Source organism: Bradyrhizobium genosp. SA-4 str. CB756, from assembly GCF_000473125.1.
GTDB classification, from domain to species: domain Bacteria; phylum Pseudomonadota; class Alphaproteobacteria; order Rhizobiales; family Xanthobacteraceae; genus Bradyrhizobium; species Bradyrhizobium arachidis.
In genome coordinates this window covers 7,692,641-7,716,920 of the sequence record NZ_KI421499.1, presented here as the reverse complement: position 1 = coordinate 7,716,920, position 24,280 = coordinate 7,692,641, and the positions used below count along the sequence as shown (strand labels likewise).

19 protein-coding genes and 1 pseudogene are annotated in these 24,280 nt (G+C 65.0%); 8 read left to right on the top strand and 12 right to left on the bottom strand.

Annotated features, from left to right (window positions below):
• Window positions 1-26 precede the first annotated feature (26 nt).
• From BRAGE_RS0137305 to BRAGE_RS0137295, 3 genes are all read right to left on the bottom strand, one after another.
• Window positions 27-893, bottom strand: a complete 867-nt coding sequence (locus tag BRAGE_RS0137305; RefSeq protein WP_027563565.1) for a hypothetical protein — start codon at window positions 891-893, stop codon at window positions 27-29.
• A 226-nt stretch (window positions 894-1,119) separates the two neighbouring features.
• Window positions 1,120-3,567, bottom strand: a complete 2,448-nt coding sequence (locus BRAGE_RS0137300; RefSeq protein ID WP_027563564.1) for an adenylate/guanylate cyclase domain-containing protein — start codon at window positions 3,565-3,567, stop codon at window positions 1,120-1,122.
• A gap of 256 nt (window positions 3,568-3,823) precedes the next feature.
• A complete protein-coding gene (locus BRAGE_RS0137295) occupies window positions 3,824-5,884 on the bottom strand; it encodes an AsmA family protein (protein ID WP_027563563.1) in 2,061 nt (686 codons plus the stop codon).
• 235 nt (window positions 5,885-6,119) lie between these two features.
• Between BRAGE_RS0137295 and BRAGE_RS0137290 the strand changes: the two genes are divergently transcribed.
• Window positions 6,120-6,794 (top strand): Crp/Fnr family transcriptional regulator, encoded by a 675-nt coding sequence (locus tag BRAGE_RS0137290; protein ID WP_027563562.1) that lies wholly within the window; start codon window positions 6,120-6,122, stop codon window positions 6,792-6,794.
• A gap of 31 nt (window positions 6,795-6,825) precedes the next feature.
• On the opposite strand, the gene BRAGE_RS0137285 is transcribed toward BRAGE_RS0137290, so the two are convergent.
• From BRAGE_RS0137285 to BRAGE_RS0137270, 4 genes are all read right to left on the bottom strand, one after another.
• Window positions 6,826-9,975: an efflux RND transporter permease subunit gene (locus BRAGE_RS0137285; RefSeq protein WP_027563561.1), complete on the bottom strand. Its 3,150-nt coding sequence runs from the start codon at window positions 9,973-9,975 to the stop codon at window positions 6,826-6,828.
• Window positions 9,975-10,904, bottom strand: a complete 930-nt coding sequence (locus BRAGE_RS0137280; protein ID WP_027563560.1) for an efflux RND transporter periplasmic adaptor subunit — start codon at window positions 10,902-10,904, stop codon at window positions 9,975-9,977. Before BRAGE_RS0137280 ends, BRAGE_RS0137285 begins: the two co-directional genes overlap by 1 nt.
• Before the next feature lie 158 nt (window positions 10,905-11,062).
• A complete protein-coding gene (locus tag BRAGE_RS0137275; RefSeq protein ID WP_027563559.1) occupies window positions 11,063-11,737 on the bottom strand; it encodes an OmpA family protein in 675 nt (224 codons plus the stop codon).
• A 146-nt stretch (window positions 11,738-11,883) separates the two neighbouring features.
• Window positions 11,884-13,425: a caspase family protein gene (locus BRAGE_RS0137270; protein ID WP_027563558.1), complete on the bottom strand. Its 1,542-nt coding sequence runs from the start codon at window positions 13,423-13,425 to the stop codon at window positions 11,884-11,886.
• A gap of 382 nt (window positions 13,426-13,807) precedes the next feature.
• Between BRAGE_RS0137270 and BRAGE_RS0137260 the strand changes: the two genes are divergently transcribed.
• Window positions 13,808-14,614 carry an N-acyl homoserine lactonase family protein gene (locus tag BRAGE_RS0137260; RefSeq protein ID WP_027563557.1) on the top strand — a complete coding sequence of 269 codons (807 nt, stop codon included), beginning with the start codon at window positions 13,808-13,810 and terminating at the stop codon, window positions 14,612-14,614.
• 108 nt (window positions 14,615-14,722) lie between these two features.
• Here BRAGE_RS0137260 and BRAGE_RS57810 read toward each other — a convergent pair.
• The 3 genes and pseudogenes from BRAGE_RS57810 to BRAGE_RS0137250 all read right to left on the bottom strand — a co-directional run.
• A pseudogene (locus BRAGE_RS57810) lies at window positions 14,723-14,800 on the bottom strand (MarR family winged helix-turn-helix transcriptional regulator); the annotation flags it as partial.
• A gap of 84 nt (window positions 14,801-14,884) precedes the next feature.
• Entirely contained in the window at window positions 14,885-15,604 is a 720-nt protein-coding gene (locus tag BRAGE_RS50885) for a class I SAM-dependent methyltransferase (RefSeq protein WP_035731952.1), read from the bottom strand.
• Window positions 15,605-15,689: 85 nt separating this feature from the next.
• The gene (locus BRAGE_RS0137250; protein ID WP_027563555.1) at window positions 15,690-16,232 is read right to left on the bottom strand and encodes a MarR family winged helix-turn-helix transcriptional regulator; all 543 of its coding nucleotides are present in this window, start codon (window positions 16,230-16,232) and stop codon (window positions 15,690-15,692) included.
• Window positions 16,233-16,342: 110 nt separating this feature from the next.
• Here BRAGE_RS0137250 and BRAGE_RS0137245 point away from each other — a divergent pair, with 110 nt between their 5' ends.
• The 5 genes from BRAGE_RS0137245 (at window position 16,343) to fahA (ending at window position 21,950) form a co-directional block, all read left to right on the top strand.
• Complete coding sequence (locus BRAGE_RS0137245; protein ID WP_027563554.1) at window positions 16,343-17,962, top strand: FAD-dependent oxidoreductase; 1,620 nt, start codon at window positions 16,343-16,345, stop codon at window positions 17,960-17,962.
• 8 nt (window positions 17,963-17,970) lie between these two features.
• The gene (locus BRAGE_RS0137240; RefSeq protein WP_027563553.1) at window positions 17,971-18,198 is read left to right on the top strand and encodes a DUF2783 domain-containing protein; all 228 of its coding nucleotides are present in this window, start codon (window positions 17,971-17,973) and stop codon (window positions 18,196-18,198) included.
• Between the two features lie 35 nt (window positions 18,199-18,233).
• Window positions 18,234-19,190, top strand: coding sequence for an MBL fold metallo-hydrolase (locus BRAGE_RS0137235; protein ID WP_027563552.1), 957 nt, complete (start codon window positions 18,234-18,236; stop codon window positions 19,188-19,190).
• 2 nt (window positions 19,191-19,192) lie between these two features.
• A complete protein-coding gene (hmgA, locus tag BRAGE_RS0137230) occupies window positions 19,193-20,539 on the top strand; it encodes a homogentisate 1,2-dioxygenase (RefSeq protein WP_027563551.1) in 1,347 nt (448 codons plus the stop codon).
• A gap of 139 nt (window positions 20,540-20,678) precedes the next feature.
• The gene (gene fahA, locus BRAGE_RS0137225; RefSeq protein WP_027563550.1) at window positions 20,679-21,950 is read left to right on the top strand and encodes a fumarylacetoacetase; all 1,272 of its coding nucleotides are present in this window, start codon (window positions 20,679-20,681) and stop codon (window positions 21,948-21,950) included.
• A gap of 121 nt (window positions 21,951-22,071) precedes the next feature.
• Here fahA and BRAGE_RS0137220 read toward each other — a convergent pair whose 3' ends face one another.
• Window positions 22,072-22,383 carry a DUF1272 domain-containing protein gene (locus BRAGE_RS0137220; RefSeq protein ID WP_027563549.1) on the bottom strand — a complete coding sequence of 104 codons (312 nt, stop codon included), beginning with the start codon at window positions 22,381-22,383 and terminating at the stop codon, window positions 22,072-22,074.
• A 72-nt stretch (window positions 22,384-22,455) separates the two neighbouring features.
• On the bottom strand, window positions 22,456-22,935 hold the full coding sequence (locus BRAGE_RS0137215) for an Lrp/AsnC family transcriptional regulator (RefSeq protein ID WP_027563548.1): 480 nt from the start codon (window positions 22,933-22,935) through the stop codon (window positions 22,456-22,458).
• A 122-nt stretch (window positions 22,936-23,057) separates the two neighbouring features.
• On the opposite strand from BRAGE_RS0137215, the gene hppD reads away from it, so the two are divergent.
• Window positions 23,058-24,176 carry a 4-hydroxyphenylpyruvate dioxygenase gene (gene hppD / locus BRAGE_RS0137210; protein WP_027563547.1) on the top strand — a complete coding sequence of 373 codons (1,119 nt, stop codon included), beginning with the start codon at window positions 23,058-23,060 and terminating at the stop codon, window positions 24,174-24,176.
• Window positions 24,177-24,280: the final 104 nt, after the last annotated feature.

The following is a 24,280-nucleotide window of genomic DNA, read 5'->3' as shown; positions in this document are numbered from 1 at the left end:
GGTGTGGATCGCGTCCTATGAAAGACTTAGCCGCACGCCCAATCGAACTTCATATCCCCGAAGTCGAGCTGCGCATTGCCGCCGCCGAAATTGTAGCCGCCGAAATATTCCTCGAACTCGATATAGAACGGGCTCATCTCCGGCACCGCCTGGCACGGCCGCATGGTGCCGCCGAGATGGTTGTGGGCGTGGTCCTTGCTCCAGTCATGCAGGCGGAAATTGTCGCGGCCAGGGACGCCGCCGACATAGTAGTAATAGGGCTGATAGCCGGTCGGCGGGTTTTCCCTGGTGTGCTCGTCCTGCGGCCCCTTGCCGGCATTGGGATCGTTCGCGCGCGGGCTCAAGGTGATCGCGCGGGTCTCGCTCAGATCGGCGCGCGGTGACGCTGAAAACATCTTCTTCGCGTAAGGCGCCGCGGCCTCGAAGAACGCGCAGGCGCCGCCGACATCGAGCCAGCGCGGCCGGTCGGCCGTCGCCAGCGCAAGCGGCGCCGGCGGCGTCGCGAACGCGCCGTCATATTCGGTTTTGGTCAGCAGCAGCGCGGCATATTCGTAATCGAGAATGTCGGTCATGCGCGAGAGCCGCGGATGCGCTGGCCGTGCCATCACCGCTTCGCGGATTTCAGGACCATCGGGCGCGCCGCCGTCATTGTGATCGGGCGCAGTGGCAAAGAACGACACCGCGACGATGTCCGCGCCATGCACGCGATAATCCTCCGGCAGCAGCAGCGTGAAGCCGTGCATCAGCGGATAGCCGGTGACGGGATCGAGCGGCCATTGCTCGGATGTGATGCCCGGCGGCAGCCCGTAAACCCAGCCCTGGTCGCGTGCCCGCTCAGTGGGACGGTCCAGCATCTGCAAATCATACGCGCGCGAAGGCAAGGCAAACGCCACAGGCCGTCTCCCATCGGAAATTGAGCCTCGACGCCGAGGCGATGGTTAGTCGCAGCGAGGGGAGATGTGGTTCGGGATGGGAAGAACGCGATGATGCCATTCTGCCAGTGTTTTGCGCGACGCGTCAAAGGCAATTTCGCAAAATCCGTAGCTCCGGCGAAAATTTGGCGTCGTGCCGGAGCCTCGGCTACTGTGCATGGGGTTGTTTTCGAATCTTAGTTGGCTTCTACCCGCGCCGCCGCGCGACCGACGCATCGACCACGTTCTCGACCCCCTCGCGCCAGCTCAAAATCTCCATCGCAAGCACGGGATGATTAAAACCCTTGAGCTGGAGATCGTCGAGCGCGCGCGCCTCGACCCAGGGCTCGACCATGCCGTAGACGCGGCGGCTGACCACGATCTGGTTCGGCTTGGCCTCGCTGCAGAGACGGGAGGCGAGATTGGTGACGCTGCCGATCGCGGCATATTCGAGCCGCTGCTCGAAGCCGACCTGGCCGAGCGTGGCATAGCCGAGCGCGACGCCGATGCCGAACCCGAGGCTATGGCCGCGGTTGCGCCAGCGCTCGGTCAGCGGGCCGATGGTGTCGCGCATCTCCACCGCCATCTTCACGGCGCGCTTGGTGTGGTCCTCGAACTGGATCGGCGCGTTGAACAGGATCATCACGCCGTCGCCGGCATATTTGTCGAGCGTGCCCTCATACTTGAAGATGAGCTGGCCGAGCGCGGCGTGGTATTCGCGCAGCACGTTCATCGCCTCTTCCGGCTCGGTGGCTTCCGTGAACGCGGTGAAGCCGCGCAGATCGCAGAACACCACCGTCACCTCGCGGCGCTGGCTGGTGAGCAGCCCCTCGGGGCTGTCGGAGGAGGCGATCAGCTGCGCCACCTGCGGCGCCAGGAAACGCTCGAGCTTGCGGATGCGCTCGATCTCGCCGAGCTGGGTCTCGACGCGCTCCTCCAGCGACTTGTTCCAGTCCTTGAGCTGCTCGGTCTGCACGCGCAGCTTGTCGGCCTGGGCGCGCACGGTCTCGTTCGCGGTCTCGAGCGCGTGGCTCTTGTGATCGACCTCGGTGAACAGCCGCGCATTGCGCATTGCCAGCACGGCCTGGTTGGCGAAGGTGCGCATCAGGCCGATGATGCTGGCGGCGAACGCGCCACTGGCGCGGCGCAGTACCACCAGCGAGCCAAGCGTGCCCTGCTGATCGACCAGCGGCACCACCAGCACCGAGTGGAAGCCGGCATCGATCGCGGCATCGCGCAGCGGCTGCTCGGCCGCGTGGTCGAGATCGGCAATCGCGATCGGCTCGCCGCTCTCCGCGGCATCGCTCAGGATGTTCTCGCCTTCGCCGATGGTGACGTGTGCGCCTTCGGCCGACTTGTCGATGCCGCCCGCCTCCACCAGGTTGAAGCTGTGTGCCTCTGCGTCATAGCCGTAGATCAGCACCGCGTCGGCGTGGGTGATCTCGATCGCGCGCGCGGCAATGGTCGGCAGCACGGCGTTGAGATCGAGCGAGGAGGCCACCGCGCGGCCGACCTCTTCCAGCACCTTGAGCTCGTGGTTCGACTGCGCGAGGTCACGGGTGCGCTCCTCGACCTTGGTCTCCAGGTTCGAATAGGTCTCCTGGAGCTGGGTCGCCATGCGATTGAACTGGCCGGCGAGGTCTTCGAGCTCGTCGGAGGTGTGCACGTCGATGCGGTGGCTGAAATCGCCCTCGCCGAGCTTGTGCGCGCCGTCGCGCAGCGCGGTGATCGGGATGATCATGCGGCGGGCGAGCAGCGTCCCGGCGAGGATCGCCACCATCAGGCCCATGCCGATCAGAAGCGCGATGCGCACCAGCTGGTCGCGGATCGGCGTCAGGGCTTGCGTGGTCGGCTGCTCGAACAGCACGCTCCAGCCAAGTTTCGGAACGGTGCTCGCAGCGCTCATCACCGAATGGCCGTTGAAGTCGGTACCCGATGTTTCGGATTCGCGCCCCGGCGCGATCGCAGCCGCCACCTGTGGCAGCTTCGACAGGTCCTTGCCGACGTCGGGCCCCTTCGACGACGTCGCCAGCACGCGGCCGCGCGGATCGACCACATAGGCGAAGGCGGCCTTGCCGACCTGCGCGTCGGACAGGAAGTCGGAGAGGAAGCTGAGATCGATCTCGGCGACTGTGACGCCGGCGTTGAAGCCGGAATGCGCGACCGAGATCGACATGATCGGCCGCTGGTCGACGAAATAGGCCGGCGAATAGCTGACACCGCGAGCCACCGTATCGGTGAAGCGCATGTCGCGGGAGAGGTCGGCATTGCCGCCGGTCGTGGTCGACTGGCGCGAGACGCGCAGCACCTCGCGGCCCTCGCCGTTGAGCTGGAACAGCTGGTTGACGACCGAGACCTGGTGCAGCAGCTGGGCGTAGTCGGCGCGGCGCTTCTCGAGCGTGTCCTGGCTCGCCCGCGTCACCCAGCTGATCTGGCGCTCGAGCTCGGAGATCGACTGTTCCATGCGCCGGGCGACGGCCTGCGCCCTGTCCTCGAGCCCGTCGGTCAGCGATGTCTTGGTGGCGCGGTAGGAGATCCAGGTCTCCATCGCGCCGTTGACGGCGAGCACGAACACGACGAGGCCGACGAGGGAGACGACATATTTGGCGAACAGGCCCTCGCGCAGAAACCGTGTCTTGTCGTTCGCCCCTGCCATCCCGATCCTCTTGCGCCGCCATCGACGCCGGCGCTACGGGCCGTACCAGCCCCGGCAGCCTTCTACCATAATTCGGGCCAAGGGATCGTTCCGTGACCGTCCCGGGACCGGCTGAACAGCAGGTCTGGTTACCCGTTGTGGACGGCGGGGCTGCTGGACGGGCGGTGAAATGTCGCAGCCTCATCCGTTCGGAGGAAGCTGCGGATGGCGGGCTCATGTAAGGGGGAACGTGGAGTCCCGTCCGTTGGTCCGCCAATCACCGATTGAAGAGCTGCCGCAGCACATCGTTCATGGGCTGGCTGTCCTGCTGCGCCGCCGGCGGGTCTTCCAGGGCCGGGGGTGCGGGCGAAGCCTGCGGTGCCGGCGTGGAGGGTACTGCCGGCAGGCTGCGGCTGCGGCCGGTGCCCGTCGCCGTACCTGTTCCGGCACCGCTGGAAAGCCCCTGCTGGATCAGGCTGCCGATCGCCTCGCCCAAGGGGCCGCCGAGCAGATTGTTCTGGCCCGGCTGCTGGGTTTGCGGATTGGCATTGCCGGGCACGTTGCCGCCACCCGGCGCGGTCGCGCCGCCGAGGCCGAGGCCGCCCAAAATATTGCCGAGCCCGGCGCCGTCGGGGCCGAACAGGCCTTTGCCCATCTCGCGCAGCTTGGCATAGGCAGCCTCGGGATTATCGAGCATGCCGGCCATGTCAGGATAGATCTTCGGCTGCGACCAGCTGCCCTGGATCATCACGGGGATGCCGAAGCCGACCGGCTCGTTGGTGCGGCCCTGGCCTTCGGTCGTCATCACCAGCTTCGGCTCGACGCGAAAACCCATCATCTTGGTGTCGAGTGCGATCGTGCCGGCGCCAGTCACCCGTACCAGCGGCCCGATCAGGTTGAGATCGGTCGTCACCGCCTGACCCTTGTCGATGCGGAAGGAGGCCGAGAGCTGCGACAGGTCCGTGCTCTGCTCCTGGCTGCTGTTCTGGCTGTCTTGCCAGCCGGACAGCGTGCCCGATGTCAGCGAACGGATCATCTGCGCGACATTGATGCCGCGGATCGCGCCGTCCTGGAAATTGACGAAAGCCGTGCCCTGCATGTTCGCCATCAGCGCGCGCTGGCTGGTGCCGGCGCTGCGCAGCGCGAGCTTGGCCTGCAGCTTGCCGTCGATGCGGTCGAATTCGGCAAGGCCCTGCAGCAGCGGCAGCGCGCGCACGCCGACGAGGTCGGAATGCATGGCAAAGCTCGGCGCGCCGGTGGTCGCATCCAGGATCACCTCGCCCGAGACCTGGCCGCCATAGGCGCCGAGATTGGCGGTTCCGGCCTTCAGCACGCCGCCGGCGAGCTTTGCATCGAGCGCCAGCGGTGCGAGGCGGGCATCGCCGATCACGGCCTCGTTCGCGGAGAACCTGATTTGCGCATCGACATAGTTCAGTCCGGAGACGTCGATCGGCGCATCGCTCCAGGGCCGCCCGGACGCGCCGTCAGGCGATTTCGCCAGCGGAATCGCCAGCCGCTGGAAGTCGAGATCGAGCTTGACCAGCGGCTTGCTCGCGATGTCGACGGACGCCCAGCCGTTGAATGCGCCGTCGCCGAGCGTGCCGTTGATGCCGTTGATCATCACGATGTCGCCGTTCAGCCGCATCTCGGCGTGGCCGGCGAGCTGGGACTTCAGCACATCGGGCATGTCGATGGCGAAATCCACGGGGATCGTGGGCCGGTCGGTCGGCGGCGCCGGCGTCGCTGCCTTGATGTCGAACCTGGTCGGATGCTCGCCGACGCGCGCGGTGCCGGTGATGTTGACCTTGCGGTCGCGGTCGACGACGGCATCGGCGTTGATGGCGCTGATACGACCTTCGACGCGATCGCGCAGCCGCGAGAATGCGACCTCGCCGTCGGTGATCTTGACGCGGTCGATGGTGGCGCCGTCCGTGTCGAGCGCGAGCGGCTTCGACGAAGTGCCGGCATTCGGCAGGCGCTCGCGCAGCAGCGGCTGATAGAGCACGGGACGGGTGACGACGAGTTCGCTGATCTTCGGACGGCCCGACCATACGCTGGCGAGCGACATGTCGGCCTGCACGCTGTCGACCGTCAGGCGCGTGATGCCGCTACGATCCTTGGGATCCTGGAGCGTGAGATCGTTCAGCGTGACGTTCAGCGTCGGCCAAACGCTGATCTTGGTGGTGCCGTCGATCGACAGGCGATAGCCGGTCGCGCTCTCGACCCGCGAGGCAATCGTCGAGGTCAGGAAGCCGGAGGGGACCCCGACCACCAGCAGGAGTGCGATCACGATGATGACGGCGGCCACCGCCGCGCCGGCGAATTTCACTGCTCTCATGTCGACTTTCCAGCGGCGGACCATCGGCGTCGAAACCGGCAAATACCGGTACTTTGCGCCGCGTCCTTTCCGCCTGAGTTTATCCCGGGACGGGAAGTGGTTCCAAGCGGTCAAAAATAGTCAGGGGGAGCTGCAAAGTTATGTGACTTATGACACACTTCCCCGGCGCGGTTTTACGCGATCCTGATGTTGATGGTTCCAAGCGATTTGCCAAGAAATTCACAAGGACATTGAAATGAGCAAGCAGGCCGAATTTGCGGTCATCCTGAAGATGAACGCGATGTTCGCCGACCTCGGCGCAGATGAGCTCCAGCGGCTGTCCAATCTCTGCCACACCCAGCATCTGGGCAATGGCGAGGTGCTGTTCCAGAAGGGCGACCCCGGCGACGCGCTGTTCGGCGTGCGCCGCGGCCAGGTCCGTATCGAGACCGGCGCTTCCGACGGCAGCCGACTGACGCTGAATTTCATGGGACCGGGCGATTTGTTCGGCGAGGTCGCGGTGCTGGACGGCCAGAGCCGCACGGCGGACGCGACCGCGGGCGAGGCCAGCGAATTGTTCGTGCTGCGGCGCGAGGATTTCCTCGGCTTCCTCGAGCGCGAGCCGAAAGTCGCGATCAAGATCATCGCGCTCTTATGCCAACGCATCCGCTGGCAGAGCGAGCGCATGGAGGAATCCATGTTGCAGCCGCTGCCGGTGCGGCTGGCACGGCGGCTCTGTGCCCTCGCTGCCGATTTCGGCTCCGAGGTGCACATCTCGCAGGAGCAGCTCGGCATCTTCGTCGGCGCTGCCCGCGAGAGCGTCAACCGCCAGCTCCAGGCCTGGCGCAAGGAAGCGATCCTCGATCTTCAGCGCGGCCGGATATTGCTGCGGAACATGGCCAAGCTGACGGCGATCGCACGGAACGAGTGAAGTCACTAGCTCCGCGCTTCTGGCATCGCGGCTACTCCGCCGCCGGGTGCACGATGTTCTTCGGCGCTGGCCCCGCTTCCGCCGATGCAGTCCCATGATGCCCGTCCGTCTCGGCATCCTCGCTGTGCACGATCAGCCGCTTGCCGAAGCGCCAGATCAGCGCGCCGAGATCGTCCATCACCATGAACATCGCGGGCACGAACACCAGCGACAGGATGGTCGAGAAGATCAGGCCGCCGATCACCGCGAGCGCCATTGGCGAGCGGAACTCGCCGCCGGCGCCGACCGCGAGCGCGCTCGGCATCATGCCGGCGGCCATCGCGATCGTGGTCATCACGATCGGACGGGCGCGTTTCATGCCGGCGTCGATCATCGCCTCGTCGCGCGGCTTGCCGCCGTTGATCGCCTCGATCGCGAACTCCACCAGCATGATGGCGTTCTTGGTGACGATGCCCATCAGCATCAGGATGCCGATCCAGACCGGCGTCGTCAGCTGCTTGCCGGTGACGAGCAGGGCCGCGATCGCGCCGCCGATCGACAGCGGCAGCGAGAACAGGATGGTGATCGGTTGCAGGAAAGTGCCGAACAGCAGCACCAGCACTGCATAGACCATCATCAGGCCGGCTGTGATCGCGGTGGCAAAGCCGTCGGATAGCTCGTTGAGGCTTTCGGCATCGCCGGACGGTGAGACCTTCACGCCCTTCGGCAGGCTCTTCATCACCGGCAGTTCGTAGATCTTCTTGGTGGCATCGCCGAGTGCCGCGGAGCCGACGAGGTCGGCGGCGACGGTGGCCTGCCGCTCACGATCGTAGCGGTTGATGCTGGTCGGGCCCTGGTCGAGCTTGACGTCGGCGATGACCGAGAGCGGCACGCCGCCCTTCTCGCCGTGCTCGCCGAGCGGCACGCGCAACTGCTCCAGCGTCTTGAGATTGCCGCGCGCGGCGTCCTCGAGCTGGACGCGGATCGGCACCAGGCGGTCGCCGACGTCGAACTTGGCGAGCGCGGGGCCGACGTCGCCGATGGTGGCCACGCGGATGGTCTGCGACAGGCTTTCGGTCGAGACGCCGAGGCGAGCGGCAAGGTCCGCACGCGGCTCGATGCGGAGCTCAGGGCGCTCCAGCGCGGTTTCCGAGATCACGTTGGAGATGGTCGGAATCCGCTTCATCTGCGTCGCAAGCTCGCTGGCGACGTTGTTGACGATGTTGGCGTCGACGCCGGTCACCACCAGCGAGATCGCGCGCAGGCCGTTCTCGTCCAGGAACCAGAAGCGGATATCGGGAACGTTCTCCAGCTCCTGGCTGATCGAGAATTCGAGCTCGCGCTGGGTGATGTCGCGGTCGCTCTTGGGCGTGTAGTTGATGATCAGGGCGGCGCGCCGGACTTCTTGGGTCCCGGGCGGAACGCGGCCGCCGTCGACGAAGATGCTCTTCACCTCGGGTCGCTTGCGCAGGCGCGCGACGATGTCCTCGGTGACCTTTTCGGTGTAGGCGAGCTGGGTGCCTGGCGGCAGCTCGAGGGCAAGCAGCGAGCGCGCGCTGTCCTGCGCCGGCAGGAAGCCCTGCGGCAGCAGCGTGATGCTCCAGATCGAGGCGGCGAAGATGCCGAAGCCGATCAGCACGGTGATGAAATAGTGCTTCACCGACCACGATACGATGCTGTGATAGGTCCGCAGGATACGGCCGGGCGGCGGCTCCTCGTGTGCGTGATGCTTGAGGAAGTAGGCCGCCAGCATCGGCGTCACGAAGCGTGCCGCGAGCAGCGAGAAGAACACCTGCACCGAGACGGTGATGCCGAACTGCTTGAAGAACTGTCCCGCGATGCCCGACATGAAGCTCGCGGGCGCGAAGATCGCGATGATGGTGAGCGAAATCGCGATCACGGCGAGGCCGATCTCGTCGGCGGCTTCCAGCGCGGCGCGGTAGGGCGATTTGCCCATGTTCATATGCCGCACGATGTTCTCGATCTCGACGATGGCGTCGTCGACCAGGATACCTGTCGACAGCGTGATGGCGAGGAAGCTGACGAGGTTCAGCGAGAAGCCGAGGATGTCCATCGCCCAGAACGCCGGGAAGATCGACAGCGGCAGCGAGATCGCGGCAATGATGGTCGCGCGCAAATCGCGCAGAAACAACAGCACGATGACAACCGCGAGGATGGCGCCTTCGAACAGGGTCGAGATCGCCGCCTCGTAGTTGCCCTTGGTGTATTCGACCGAGGTGTCGATCAGCTTGAGATCGACGTCGGGATAGGCGGCCTTGAGCGCGTCGATGCGCTTCTGCACGGCGGCGGCGACCACCACGTCGCTGGCGCCCTTGGAGCGCTTGATGCCCAGCGCGACCACCGGCTCGCCGTTGAAGCGGGCGAAGGTGCGGCGGTCGGCGATGGTGTCGGTGACGGTGCCGAGATCGTCGAGACGGACCTCGCCGCCGCCGAACAGCGGGATCATGGTGCCGGCGAGATCGCTCAGCGTCTTGGCGCCGGCCAGCGTGCGGATCGCCTGGTCGTTCTTGCCGATCTCGGCGCGGCCGCCGGCGACGTCGACATTGGTGCCGCGCAGGCTCTGGCTGACATTGACGGCGGTGAGCCCCATGGCCTGGAGACGGTCGGGATCGAGTGAAACCAGGATCTCGCGCTCGACACCGCCGATGCGCTCGACCTGGGCGACGCCGCGCACGCCTTGCAGCGCGCGCTTGACCACGTCGTCGACGAAATAAGAGAGCTGCTCGGGCGTCTTGCCGGGTGCGATCGCGGCATAGGTGACGATCGGCAGGCCGATCACGTCGACGCGCTGGATCAGCGGCTCGGTGACGTTCTGGGGCAGGTTCGACCGCACACGCGTCACCGCGTCCTTGACGTCGTTGAGCGCGCGATCGGTGTTGGTCTCCAGTGCGAACTGGATCGTGGTCACCGACAGGCCGTCGGTGATCGACGAGGTGATGTGCCGCACGCCCTCGACGCCGGAGACGGCGTCTTCAACCGTCTTGGTGACCTGGGATTCGAGCTCGGCGGGCGCCGCGCCGAACTGCGAGACCGCGACCGAGATCACGGGAATGTCGGCCGAAGGCAACCGCGTCACCGCGAGCTTGGTGAAGGAGACCCAGCCGAGAATCAGGAGGATGATCGAAAACACCACCGACGGCAGCGGATTGCGGATCGACCATGCCGAGATATTGAGAGCCATCAGCGTACCCGCGTGCGATCGAGTTCATCGGCGAACATGGTCTTGATCTGGTCGCCGTCATGCAGCGAAGAGCCGGCGTCGGCCACGACGATCTCGCCGACCTCGAGACCTTCCAGGATTTCCGTCGCGGTGTCGGACGTCAGCCCGACCCGCACCTTGCGCGTCTCGACGATGTTGCCTTTGACGACCTGCACGGTGAGATGGTCGATCGCGGTCTTGGGAACCGCGACGCCGCAGCTTCGCTTGGCATCGATGGAGGCGCGGGCGAATACGCCGACCTTCAGCGAGGGATTGTTGGTGACGCTGATGCGGACGCGGCCGAGCTGGGTGGCGCGGTCGATCTCGGGCGCAACCAGGCGGACCCGGCCGATCAGGTCGGGCGCGTCGTCGCGGCTGATGCGCACCGTCGCGCCGGGGCTGAGCTTGGGCATGTGCACGGCCGGGACCTGAGCATCCAGCTCGATCTCGTTGTTGACGGCGATGCGGAACATCGGGCCGGCCTGTGGGGAAGCGGGCGCTCCGACGACGGTGCGGACCTCGGTGACGAGGCCCGGCGCGGGCGCCTTCAGCGAGATCGGGCCTTGCTGGCCGGGCCGCTGCGGCTGACCCGGAATCTGCGGCGGCGGGGTCAGGCGCGCCAGCTCCTGGTTTTCGGTGACCATGGTGCCTTCGGTGACGAAGACGTCGGTGACCCTGGAGCCTTCCTGGTCGGCGACGACGACGGCCTCGCGGCGCGGCACGAAGAAGCCGGTCACGCGCACGAGGTCGGAGAAGCAGGCATTGGTCGACTTCGTCACGATGACGAGCGCCTCGCCCGGCGTTTCCTTCGCCTCGGGACGATGCCGATGCTCGAACAGATAATAGCCGACGCCGAGTACGACGACGAACAACACGGTTCCGGCGGGTTTGAGATATTCGGAGACGTTCATCGCCGGATTGTCCTGGCCTGGCTCACGGCCATCCGCACGAGGCCTATCAAGAGCGTTTCCCTGAAATAAAGCGGCGCCCCGCAAGGCTGCGGGACGCGCTCCGGAAGCAAGACTTTACACCACATCACGACGGGTCATTGCAAAGGATTGCGTCGCGCTCACTTCGATGCGGTGGTCTTGTTTTCCATGTTGACGACCTGCACGCGGCGGTTGACCTCCGCCATCGGCTGGCTCGGATCCTTCAGCTTGCTCTTGCCGTAGCCGACCGTGACGAGGTCGGTCGCGGAGATGCTGTATTTTTCGACCAGATAGCGCTTGATCGAGTCCGCGCGGCGCTCCGAGAGGTCCTGGTTGTAGGCCTCGCTGCCGGCAGCGTCGGTGTGGCCGGCGACCACGAAGGTCGAGCCCTTCAGGTCGGCGCTGGTCAGCGCGCGGCCGAGCGCCTGCACCGAGGGCAGCGACTTGGCGCTGATATTGGCGGAGTTGTAGTCGAACGTGATCTCGAGATCGATGTTCGGCTTGTCCTTGGCGACTGACGCGATTTCCTCGCGCTCGGTCGACGACAGCGAGCGGGTCGAGCGGCCGCGCACGGACTGGATCAGCTTGGTCTCCGCCGCGTTCGGCGCGGGATCTGCCTGCGGAGCGCCAGTCGAGAGGCCGCGGGTCAGCGGCTTCTTCGGCGGAGGGGCCAGCGCGCGGACGATCTCGTCTTCGGTGACGTTCTTGCTGTTGCCGTCGTCGCCGGCGACGGCGGGTGCGGCCTGCAGCGACAGCGCGGCGCCGATCGCCATGACCGACAGGATCGCGGTAAGTCCTTTTGCAGCAAATCTCATTGCCAGTCCCTCCTGCGCAGCCGACCTGCGCGGTTCCCAAAATTCCTTGCAATAAGCCCCCGGAAAGGCCGCTTGCGGCATCCGTTGTTTAGTCTTGCTTGGGCCGCCGAGGTTCGAGGCGTGTGCTGCCTCAACTCAAAAAAATACTAGCGTACTCCGTAGCTTGCGAATTCCTGAACGATGTTCGGATCCATCGCCTTGGCATTGGCGATGTCGAGCGCGCCTTCCTGGGCCGAGCCGTTGCGCTGCTTGGCGAGCCCCCGCCCGTAGAGCGAGGAGGTCAGGCGCGGGTTGATCCGCAAGGCCGCGTCGAAATCGGCGATGGCGTTCTTCACCGCGCCCGATTTGAGGTTGACGAGCCCCCGGCTGTCCAGCGCATCGACGAAATTCGGCCGCAGCCGCAGCGCCTCGTTGCAATCCTTCAGAGCGCCCTGGAGGTCGCCGACCACGGTGCGGGTCCAGCAGCGGTTGTTCAGTGCCTCGACGTCCTTCGAGTTGATCCGCAGCGTGTCGTCGAAATCCTTGATGGCGAGGTTGTAGGCACCCTTGCTGGCATAGACCTGGCCGCGCCGGTACAGCGCGTTCACGTCATCAGGATTGGCGGCGATCTTGGCGGTCAGGCCCTTGATGGTGGGGTCCTCAGCCAAAGCGGCCGCGCTCGGCCCGCTATCCACGCTCGGGGCGGGGGTTGTCTCGGCCGGCTTCGCCGGTGGTGGCGGCGGGGGCAGGGCGGCCTCGACCTGCGGCTTCGGCGAGGGCGCCGGTGCGGGCGTAGGGGGAGGCGCAGGAGCAGGCGCGGGCGCTGCAACCGTGTCGGCCGGCTTCGGCGGCGGAGGTGGTGAGGGCGGCGCCGATGGTGCCGGCGGCGGGTTGTTGGCGACGACGGGCGGAGCGGGAGGCGCGGGCGGTGGCGTCGTTGTCGGGCGCGATCCGCCGGCTCCCGGAATGAACGAAAAATCTTCGGCCAGGGAAGAGGATATCCACGGCACCTGCTCGCCGCGCGAGGCGCGGGTGACACCCATCTTGGTGCGGTTCAGCGTCTCCTCCGCCATCAGGTCGGGGACGCGGATCTCCTTGAGCAGTTCCTGCACGAACAGGCTGTGCTCGCCGCCGGCGTCCGACACCACCGAAGCCAGCGCCGCCGAATACATCACCAGCGTGCCGTTCGGCGCGATCACCGGGGTGAGGCCCGCCGAGAAACTGCGGAACCGGCGCTCGAACGGATTGCGCCTGGACGCATCGACCAGCGCGATCTTGACGCCGGCACCGCGGGTGTTGAGCTCGCCGAGCACGGTCTCGAGGCTGAAACCGTCGCGGCGCACGTCGGATTCGGTCCAGATCTGCGCATCGACCGGCAGCATGTAGCTTTGGCGCGCCGACTGGATGCCGAAGCCGCTGAAGAACACCAGCGCCACCGATCCGGGCTTGATCTTGCCATAGAGCTTCTCGAAGGCGCGGCGCATGCCGTCGCCGGTCAGGTTCTCGCCGATCTCCACGGAAAAGCCATCGCGCTTGAGCTCGTCGGCAACGTCGCGCGCGTCGTTGATCGGTTCCTTCAGCGGGGCATCCGCATCCGGATATTTGGCGTTGCCGATGATCAGCGCATAGCGGTCGCCGGCGGCCAAGGACGGCGCAGCCGGGACAAGCGAAATGAGGAGGGACAGAAGAACGAGAAAGCGAATTTTCATAATCAGCGCGGTCCAGCCAAAAAGGCGCCGTTCCCAGCTTGCGCCGCGGCGACCTTAACTTACGCTCCAGGCATTATCAAACCCGGGAAGGGGGGCGTCAACCGCTTGGAGATTCGGGATAATCGCGACGATTGATCGCAACGCATGGGCGCGCCGGGAGGAGAATGAACAGGCTGTCATGATTGCGGCTCGAGCGATCCGGTTCGATCTTTACGGCAGCAAGTTAGGGCAGCCGGGGCGAAGAGAATGTGATTGGTCTCACATCGCGGACTCACATGGCAGGCTCGCGGTCATCGCAGCCTCCGGCGTTTGACCTTTCTTGCGGACAATGGCTTGGTGCGCCCGATCGTCCCGCAAGATCCAACTCAAGAAAAGCAAGACCATGGGAAACGCCTACGAAATCTACGCGCTGCGCTATGCGACGATGTCGCCGCGCACCCCCAACATGAACTTCCTGGCCCCGGACCCGCATGACAGCGCGGCGCAGGACCTCGACTATTTCGTCTGGCTGATCCGAGGGAAGGGCCGCGACATCCTGGTCGATACCGGCTTCAATGCCGAGGAGGCGAGCGCGCGGGCGCGCAAGCTGACGCTGAATCCGGTCGATGCGCTGGAGCGCTTCGGTGTCGCTGCGTCAGCCATTGCCGACATCATCGTGACGCATCTGCATTACGACCATGCCGGCAATCTCGACCGTTTCTCGAACGCGCGCTTCCATCTCCAGGAGCGCGAGATGGCTTACGCGACCGGCCGCTGCATGTGCAATGGCCTGCTGCGACATCCGTTCACGGTCGAGCACGTCACGCAGATGGTGCGCCATGTCTATGGCGAGCGCGTCACGTTCTATTCCGGTGACGGCGAGGTCGCACCCGGCGTCACCGTGCATCGTGTCGGGGGCCATTCGGACGGCCTGCAGGTGGTCAAGGTCGAGACCGCGCGCGGGCCGGTGGTGCTCGCGTCCGACGCCGCGCACTACTACGCCAATCTCCAGCGCAGGAGCCCGTTCCCGATCGTCTACAATGTCGGCGACATGGCGGCGGGCTGGGAAACGATCGAGCGTCTCGCCGGGCATCCTGATCGATTCATTCCCGGTCATGATCCGATCGTGACGGAAATCTATCCGCGCGCCAGCGACAAGGTCGATGCCTGGGCGCTGCATCTGCCGCCGACAAGGTCGTTTGCGAAGTAGTGACCGTCATTCCGGTGCGCGCGAAGCGCGAACCCGGAATCCAGAAGTTGTAGCGCGAGATTCCGGGTTCGCCGCTTCGCGGCACCCCGGAATGACGGGCTGGGCTAAATACGCCTGCTTGGTGTCGGCCTCGTCGCTGGTCTGGATCAGATCGAGGCTCGCTTCGATCTTGCCGAGCAGCGCGGAGGGCGCCGGTTTGGGTCTCAACCGGCAATTCCAGTCCTTTTCTTCGGACGTGTGCAGTCTCCGAGACGGGCGGCAAATATGGTGTCAACGAGTGCCGGAAGGATCCCCGCAAGCAACGATATCGCGGGGAGATTTTCGAGCCGCTAGCTCCGGCGGAGAGAATATCGCCAAATATCCTCCGTCGCCTGCGAGCTTATATGTGGCGACCTCGCGATAGCCGACGGCACTCAATTCGCAGCGTAAGAGCTCGATTGGCGTGCCATGCTTCGACGTCGGAAGCTCGAGATCGACAATTCCGACCCGCGCACCCTGCTTCAAGGCAGGCGCGAGATTGTAGAGGAAGGCATAGGGTTGGGCTATCTCGTGATACATATGCACGAGGATTGCGGCATCCAGCGAGGAAGCGGGCAGCCGCGGGTCGTGTGGTTCGCCGAGCGCGAATTGCACGTTCGTCAACTTCAGAAGTTCTGTTCGCCTGGCGAGTTCCATGAGGTAATCCCGCGTGACGTCCTGGGCAACGACAGAGCCGGCGGGTCCGACGAGGCGCGAGAGCCTGACCGTGTGGTAGCCACCGCCGGCTCCAATGTCGCCGACTGTCATGCCTGGTTTCAGTTCGAGAATACGTGCGATTTGACCGGCCTCATTGAGGGCGTCGCGGCGCTCTTCGGCGGAGCGGCGTGGGCTGACGATCCGTGCAACAGGACGCTGTGGTGAGGGAAACTCGTTTGCAGCGACTCCAGGGGGAGCCAGATGACCTATGTCAGCGGCGTATGCGCGAGTCGCGGCAAGCGCCGCAAGGAGCATCGCTATATGAGCCAGTGCCGTCACGGGCCTACCAAGTTTCCTCAACCGGACCCCCAAACGCCGACGTCCGCGCCTCCATGAATCCCTAATACGCCTGCTTTGCGTCGGCCTCTTCGCTGGTCTGGATCAGATCGAGGCTCTCCTCGATCTTGCCGAGCAGCGCGGACAGTTGCTTGCGCTCCTGCGCGGAGAGGCAGGCGAGGATCTCGTCTTCCCGCCGCAGCAGCTGCGGGAACAGCTCTTCATAGAGCGCGCGGCCCTTCTTCGTCAGTTGCAGGCGAAATTCGCGCCGGTCGGCTTCGTTCTCGACGCGCTCGATCAATTGCGCATTCAGCAGCGTGGTCACCGCGCGGCTGATGGTGGATTTGTGCGTGCGGGTGCATTGCGAGATGTACTGCGCACTGCAGGCATCGTTGCGGAAGCCGAGCGTAGCGATCACGCGCCAGGCCGGAATGTCGAGGCCGTGACGCTCCTGATATTCGACCGACAGCGCGGCGCTGACTTCCGCCGCGAGCCGGTTGAGGCGGAACGGCACGAACTTGAACAGATCGAGGCGCGCCTTCGGTCGCGGTGCAGCCTCGTCGGCTTGCCGCGTCTTCAGCGCGATATCGCTGGATGTCCTCGCCAAGGAGAGCGCTCCGAATTCCAGTTGACGGCCGGCCGGCTCCGGTCCAAAATAGTTGCACGTGAGACTATCTAGCAGATCAGTCCTCTCCTGACCAGAGCCGAGGTTAGCGCATGGCGCAGGCCAATACGCAAAAGGCCAAAACCCAGTTCGGCTATCGCCGCCACCCCGACCAGGATCGCCCCGGCCCAAATCCGGCCGAGCATCCGGTGGTGGTCGTCGGCGCCGGCCCGGTGGGGCTGTCGCTGGCGATCGATCTCGCCCAGCGCGGCCAGCGCGTCGTCCTTCTGGATGATGCCGACCGCATCGGCGAGGGCTCGCGCGCGATCTGCTTCTCGAAGCGTTCGCTCGAATATTGGGACCGGCTCGGTGTCGCCGACCGCATGGTCGAGAAGGGCGTGGTCTGGAGCGTCGGCCGCATCTTTCATGGCGAGTCCCAGCTCTATCAGTTCAACCTGCTGCCCGAGGACGGTCATAAGCGGCCGGCCTTCATCAACCTCCAGCAATATTACGCCGAGGCCTATCTGGTCGACCGCATCTGCGATCTGCCCGCGATCGACCTGCGCTGGCGCAACAAGGTGACGGCGCTGGAGAGCCGCAACGATTCCGTGGCGCTGACGATCGACACGCCGGAGGGTGCCTATCGCCTGCACGCGCAATATGTCGTCGCCTGCGACGGGGCGCGCTCCTCGTTGCGGCAGATGGTCGGCGCCGAGTTTGCCGGACAGGTGTTCGAGGATCAGTTCCTGATCGCCGACGTCAAGATGACGGCGGAATTCCCGACCGAGCGCTGGTTCTGGTTCGATCCGCCGTTCCATGCGGGACGCTCGGCGCTGCTGCACCGGCAGCCCGACGATGTCTGGCGCATCGACCTCCAGCTCAATCGCTACGCCGATCCCGTGGTCGAGAAGAAGCCGGAAAACGTGCGGCCGCGGATCGCGCGCATGCTCGGCCACGACAAGTTCGAGTTCGAGTGGATCTCGCTCTACAAATTCCAGTGCCGGCGGATGGACCGCTTCATCCATGGCCGCGTGATCTTTGCCGGCGATTCCGCGCATCAGGTCTCGCCGTTCGGCGCACGCGGCGCGAACTCGGGGCTCGAGGACGCCGAGAATCTCTCCTGGAAGCTCGACCGCGTACTCCGTGGCACTTCGCCGGCGAGCCTGCTCGAGAGCTACCATGTCGAACGGAGCTTCGCGGCGGACGAAAACATCCGCGAATCCACCCGCTCGACCGATTTCATGGCGCCGAACTCGCATCAGGAGGCGCGGCTGCGCAAGGCGGTGCTGTCGCTCGCCAAGGAGACCGAGTTCGGCAAGCGCATGGTCAATGGCGGCCGGCTCTCGGTGCCGTGCAGCTATGACTCGCCGCTGTCATCGCCTGATGCAGATGCCTGGCGCGGCGGGCCATCGCCCGGCTGTTCCATGCTCGACGCCCCCGTTGCCGGCGAGCAGGCCTATCTGACCGATGCGTTCCGCAAAGGTGGAACGGATTTCACCTTGCTGTCGTTCAGGAACGGAGCGGCGATCGATGCGCCGGGAGGCCTGAAGGATATTCGCGTCGGTGGCGAGGGCGGACTTGCCGATCCCCAGGGCCTGGTCGTAAAGCGCTACGACGCCGCGCCGGGCGCAGCCTACCTGCTCAGGCCCGATGGCTATGTCGCGGCGCGCTTCCGCCATGCGACGCGCGAGGCGATTGCGGCCGCGCTGTCGCGCGCCACAGGCGTCAATTGAGGTTTCGCATGCCGCTTTCGACCAGCTCGAACTTCGCACGCCCCGACGACGCCTTCCGCGCCATCGTCGAGGCGCATCGCGGTCTCACCGAGGAACAGAGCGCCGATTTCGACGCGGCGCTGGTGCTGATCCTCGCCAACCATATCGGCGATATCGACGTGCTGCGCGAGGCGATTGGGCTCGCCACGCGCCGCATGATCGACGGCCAGCAGCAGCAACAACAGCAACAACAATAACCCAGAACCTGAAGCAAAGACTTAAGGATGACCTGATGGCGAAGAACTTCGCATCCACCGGCGATCTCTCCGAAAAGAAGATCACCTTCTCGGAGATCGGCACCGATCTCTACGCCTTCACCGCCGAAGGCGATCCGAACACCGCAATCATCGTCGGCGACGACGGCTGCCTCGTGTTCGACGCGCAATCGACGCCGGCGATGGCGAACAAGGTGATCGAGCGCGTCAAAGCCGTCACCGACAAGCCGATCAAATATGTCGTGCTGTCGCATTATCATGCCGTGCGCGTGCTTGGCGCCTCCGCCTACAAGGCGCAAGGGATCGTGGCCTCGCAGGAGACCCATCGGCTGATCGCCGAACGCGGCCAGCAGGATTGGGATTCCGAATACGGCCGCTTCCCGCGCCTGTTCCAGGATGCTGCCAGCATTCCCGGCCTGACCTGGCCGACGCTGACCTTCGAAGGCGAGATGTCGATCTATCTGGGAAAACGCGAGGTGCGGCTGATGCAGCTCGGCGCGGGTCACACCTCGGGCGACATCGTCGCCTGGGTGCCGGATGCCGAGGTGATGTTCTCCGGCGATCTCATCGAATATCACTCGGCCTGCTATTGCGGCGATGCGCATTTGCGCGAATGGCCGCTGACGCTGAACGAGATCCGCAACTTCAATCCCAAGGCGATCGCGCCGGGCCGCGGCGATGCCCTGAAGGGCGTTGGCACGGTGCGCGAAGCCATCGCGATGACGCGAGACTTCGTCACCTCGCTTTATGGCGCGGCCGAGATCTCGGTCGCCAAGGGCCGTACGCTGAAAGAATCGATGGCCGCGACGCGCGAGGTGATGGATCCGAAATTCCACAGCTTCGCCATCTACGAGCACTGCCTGCCGTTCAACGTGTCGCGTGCCTATGATGAGGCATCGGGGATCGACGATCCCGTGATCTGGACCGACAAGCGCGACCAGGAAATGTGGGCCGCCCTGCAAGGAGGAGGATAGTCATGAACATCAATACCTCGCCTGATCAGATCGTCCGCAGCTCGGCGCAGGTGACGCCGGGCTACATGTCCGGCTTCGGCAACAGTTTTGAGACCGAGGCGCTGCCGGGCGCGCTGCCTCTGGGGCGCAACTCGCCGCAGCGCTGCGCCTATGGCCTCTATGCCGAGCAGCTCTCCGGCTCGCCCTTCACCGCACCGCGCGGCACCAATGAGCGCTCCTGGCTCTATCGCATCCGTCCCTCGGTGAAGCATTCCGGGCGCTTCGAGAAGGTCGATGCCGGCCTGTGGCGCTCGGCGCCGTGCCATGAACACGACCTGCCGATCGCGCAGCTGCGCTGGGACCCGACGCCGCTGCCGAAGGAGGAGGTGACGTTCCTCCAGGGCGTGCAGACCATGACCACGGCGGGGGATGTGAACACGCAGGCAGGCATGGCCGCGCATGTCTATCTCATCACCAAGTCGATGGTGGACCAGCACTTCTACAATGCCGACGGCGAACTGCTGTTCGTGCTCCAGCAGGGCAATTTGCGCCTCGTCACCGAGTTCGGCCGCATCGATGCCGAGCCCGGCGAGATCATCGTGATCCCGCGCGGCGTGAAGTTCCGCGTCGAGATTCCGAACGGCCCCGCGCGCGGCTACCTCTGCGAGAACTACGGCGGCGCCTTCACGCTGCCGGAGCGCGGGCCGATCGGCGCCAATTGCCTCGCCAATGCGCGCGACTTCCTGACGCCGGTCGCGAACTACGAGGACAAGGACACGCCGACCGAGCTGTTCGTGAAATGGGGCGGCTCGCTGTTCAAGACGACCCTGCCGCATTCGCCGATCGATGTCGTCGCATGGCACGGCAATTACGCGCCCTGCAAATACGATCTGCGCGCATTCTCGCCGGTCGGCGCGATCAGCTTCGACCATCCCGATCCGTCGATCTTCACGGTGCTGACCTCGCCGTCCGAGACTGCGGGCACGGCGAATATCGATTTCGTGATCTTCCCCGAGCGCTGGATGGTCGCCGACAACACCTTCCGGCCGCCGTGGTATCACATGAACATCATGAGCGAGTTCATGGGCCTGATCTACGGCGTCTACGATGCCAAGCCGCAAGGCTTCGTGCCCGGCGGCATCTCACTGCACAATTGCATGCTGCCGCACGGCCCCGATCGCGACGCGTTCGAGCACGCCAGCAACGGCGAGCTGAAGCCGGTGAAGCTGACCGGCACCATGGCCTTCATGTTCGAAACCCGCTATCCGCAGCGCGTCACGGAGCATGCCGCGAAGTCCTCGACACTCCAGGATGATTACGCGGATTGCTGGAAGGGCCTGGAGAAACGGTTCGATCCGAACAAGCCGTAATTGTTTCGTCATTCCGGGATGCGCCGAAGGCGCAGGCCCGGAATCCATAACCACGAGCGTGAGTATGGATTCCGGGCTCGCGCTCCGCGCGCCCCGGAATGACGGCGGAGAGAGTTTCAAAAAATCCGGCAGGAAACCAATGCCCCACCCCAACGACCCCAGCCTCCGCTCCTTCATCGAGGTCGATCCCGCCTCCGATTTCCCGATCCAGAACCTGCCCTATGGCGTGTTCTCGACCGCGGCCAATCCGACGCCGCGGGTTGGCGTCGCCATCGGCAATTACGTGCTCGATCTCTGGGAGCTCGAGCAGGATTCGCGACTCGACGTCGGGCTGCTCGGCGTGTTCTCCGGGCCCTCGCTCAATTCCTTCATGGCGCTCGGACCGAAAGTCTGGACCAGGACGCGCGCGCGCATCAGCGAGCTGTTGCGTGCGGATTATCCCGAGCTGCGCGACAACGAGGAGCTGCGGAAGCAGGCGCTGGTGCCGATGCGAGATGCAAGATTGCATCTGCCGTTCGCAGTGTCCGGCTACACCGACTTCTATTCCTCGAAGGAGCACGCCACCAATGTCGGCGTGATGTTCCGCGGCAAGGACAATGCGTTGCAGCCGAACTGGCTGCACATGCCGATCGCCTATAACGGCCGCGCCTCCACCGTCGTGGTCTCCGGCACCAAGGTGAAGCGCCCGCGCGGGCAGCTGAAGCCGCCGAATGTGGACGTGCCGAGCTTCGGTCCGTGCAAGCGGCTCGATTTCGAGCTGGAGATGGGCGTCGTGGTCGGTCAGCCTTCGCCGATGGGCGGCATGCTCACGGAGAGCCAGGCCGAAGAGATGATCTTCGGCTTCGTGCTGCTCAACGACTGGAGCGCGCGCGACATCCAGCAATGGGAGTATGTCCCGCTCGGGCCGTTCCTCGCGAAAGCGTTCGCGACCTCGATCAGTCCGTGGGTGGTGACACGCGAGGCGCTGGAGCCGTTCCGCCTGAACGGGCCGGAGCAGGAGCCCGTGCCGCTGGATTATCTCAAGCAGGCGGGGCCACAGAACTACGATGTCGAGCTCGACGTCTCCTTGCGCGCCGCCGGTGCCAACGCGCCTGCCAGCATCAGCCGCACCAATTTCAAATACATGTACTGGTCCTCGGTGCAGCAGTTGATGCACCACGCCTCCTCCGGCTGCGCCATGAATGTCGGCGATCTCCTCGGCAGCGGCACCATCTCCGGCCCGCAGAAGAACCAGCGCGGCAGCCTGCTCGAGATCAGCTGGAACGGCACCGAGCCGGCCGAGCTGCCCGGTGGCGCCAAGCGTTCGTTCCTCGAAGACGGCGACAGCCTCGTGATGCGCGGCTGGTGCCAGGGCAACGGCTACCGCGTCGGGTTCGGCGAGGTCGAGGGGACGATTCTGGCGGCGGAGTAATGGCTGCGCGTGCAGTCTCGTAGCGCGCTCCGGTGTCGTAGGGTGGGCAAAGGCGCGAGAGCGCCGTGCCCACCATCTGCTTGTGTGGTGGGCACGCTTCGCTTTGCCCACCCTACGAGACCTATCGTTTCTCCGGCGCCACGTCCTTTACCCGCGCACAATGCGCCGCGACATCCTCCACGCTGTATTTCAAATGCACCCGCTTGTCGGACGGCGCCTGCTTGCTCGTGCACACGCCCGGCCGCCATTCCTGCGTCGGCCTGATCGGGCGCGGAGCAAAACCGCCGCCGCAATTCGGGCAGACGTTGGAGAGCTTGGTCTCAACGCAGTCCGCGCAGAACGTGCATTCATAGGAGCAGATCCGCGCGTCCGTTGCATCAGGCGGCAGGTCGCGGTCGCAATATTCGCAGTTCGGTCGAAGCTGGAGGGCCATGACTAAATCTCCGCAAGCTGGCCGATCATCGCAGATCGCGCGCGTAGCGCGAATGCCGTAGTTCCCTCGATTTCAGCCGGGCTTGATCTCCTTGAGCGGCAGCTTTGAGCTCTCCTTGAGACGATCGAGCACGATCGAGGAGCGCACATGCGCGACGCTCTGGTGCGGCATCAGCACGTCGTTCACGAGGTTGGAAAGGCCCTTGAGATCACGCAGCACGGCCTTGAGCACGTAGTCGGCATCGCCCGTGAGCGAATAGGCCTCCTGGATCTCGTCGATGCGATTCACCAGCGCACGGAAGCGCTTTGAATTGTCCGGCGAATGGGTCGCAAGCCCCACCTGGATGAAGGCGATCACGCCGAAGCCGAGCGCCTCGCTGGAGAGGTCCGCGTGATAGCCTGCGATCACCTTCTCCTCCTCCAGCCGCATCCGCCGCCGCGAGCATTGCGAGGCCGACAGGCCTGCGAGCTCGGCGAGCTCCTGGTTGGTGAGGCGGCCGTCGTCCTGGAGCGCGGTCAGGATCTTGAGGTCGAAGGCGTCCACGGAAATCATGCGTCGTTTGTCCATTTTATGCACGGATCGTGCATAAGATAGCCAAATCCTGTCTCGTTTGCACGCTCCTTGCGCGTCCGATGAAGGATAGTTCCTCTCTAGCCGCCATTTGGGAGAACACCATGGGTCCGTTTCCGCACGATGCACCGCCGGCCACTATCACCGCCGACAATCCGATGGGCACCGACGGGTTCGAGTTCGTCGAATACGCCCATCCCAATCCGGAAGAGCTGCACGCGCTGTTCAAGCTGATGGGCTATGCGCCCGTGGCGCGCCACAAGACCAAGAAGATCACGGTCTATCGCCAGGGCGACATCAACTATCTCGTCAATGAGGAGCCCGGCACCCATGGCTACGAGTTCGTGGCTGCCCACGGCCCCTGTGCGCCGTCGATGGCGTTCCGCGTTGTCGATGCCAAGGCGGCCTATGACCGCGCGATTGCGCTCGGAGCCGAGCCCGCCGGTGTGTCATCGGCGCAGAAGACGCTCGATGTGCCCGCGATCAAGGGCATCGGCGGCAGCCTGCTTTATCTCGTCGATCGCTACGGCGCCAAGGGCTCGGCCTATGATGCCGAGTTCGAATGGCTCGGCGCGCGCGATCCGCAGCCCCATGGCGCCGGCCTGTTCTATCTCGACCACCTCACCCACAACGTCCATCGCGGCCGCATGGATGTCTGGGCCGGCTTCTACGAAAAGCTGTTCAACTTCCGCCAGATCCGCTTCTTCGACATCGAGGGCCGCGCCTCCGGCCTGTTCTCGCGGGCGCTGACCAGCCCGGACGGCAAGATCCGGATTCCGATCAACGAGGACGCCGGCGATTCCGGGCAGATCGAGGAATATCTGAAAACCTACCGCGGCGAAGGCATACAGCACATCGCCTGCGGCTGCCGCGAGATCCACGGCACGATCGAAGGCCTGCGCGCCGCCGGCCTGCCCTTCATGCCGTCGCCGCCAGAGACCTATTTCGAGAAGATCGACGCACGCCTGCCCAAGCACGGCGAAGACGTCGTACGGTTGCAGCGGAACGGCATCCTGATCGACGGCGAAGGCGTGGTCGATGGCGGCCAGACCAAGGTGCTGCTGCAGATCTTCTCGGCGAACGCGATCGGCCCGATCTTCTTCGAATTCATCCAGCGCAAGGGCGACGACGGCTTTGGCGAGGGCAATTTCAAGGCCCTGTTCGAGTCGATCGAGGAGGACCAGATCCGGCGCGGGGTGTTGAAGGTGGGTAACGCGGCGTAGGGCGCCGCGTTAGGCGCGAGCTGCGCCTACATCACCGGTGTCGTCCCCGCGAAGGCGGGGACCCATAACCCCAGTGTCGTAGGGTGGGCAAAGCGGAGCGTGCC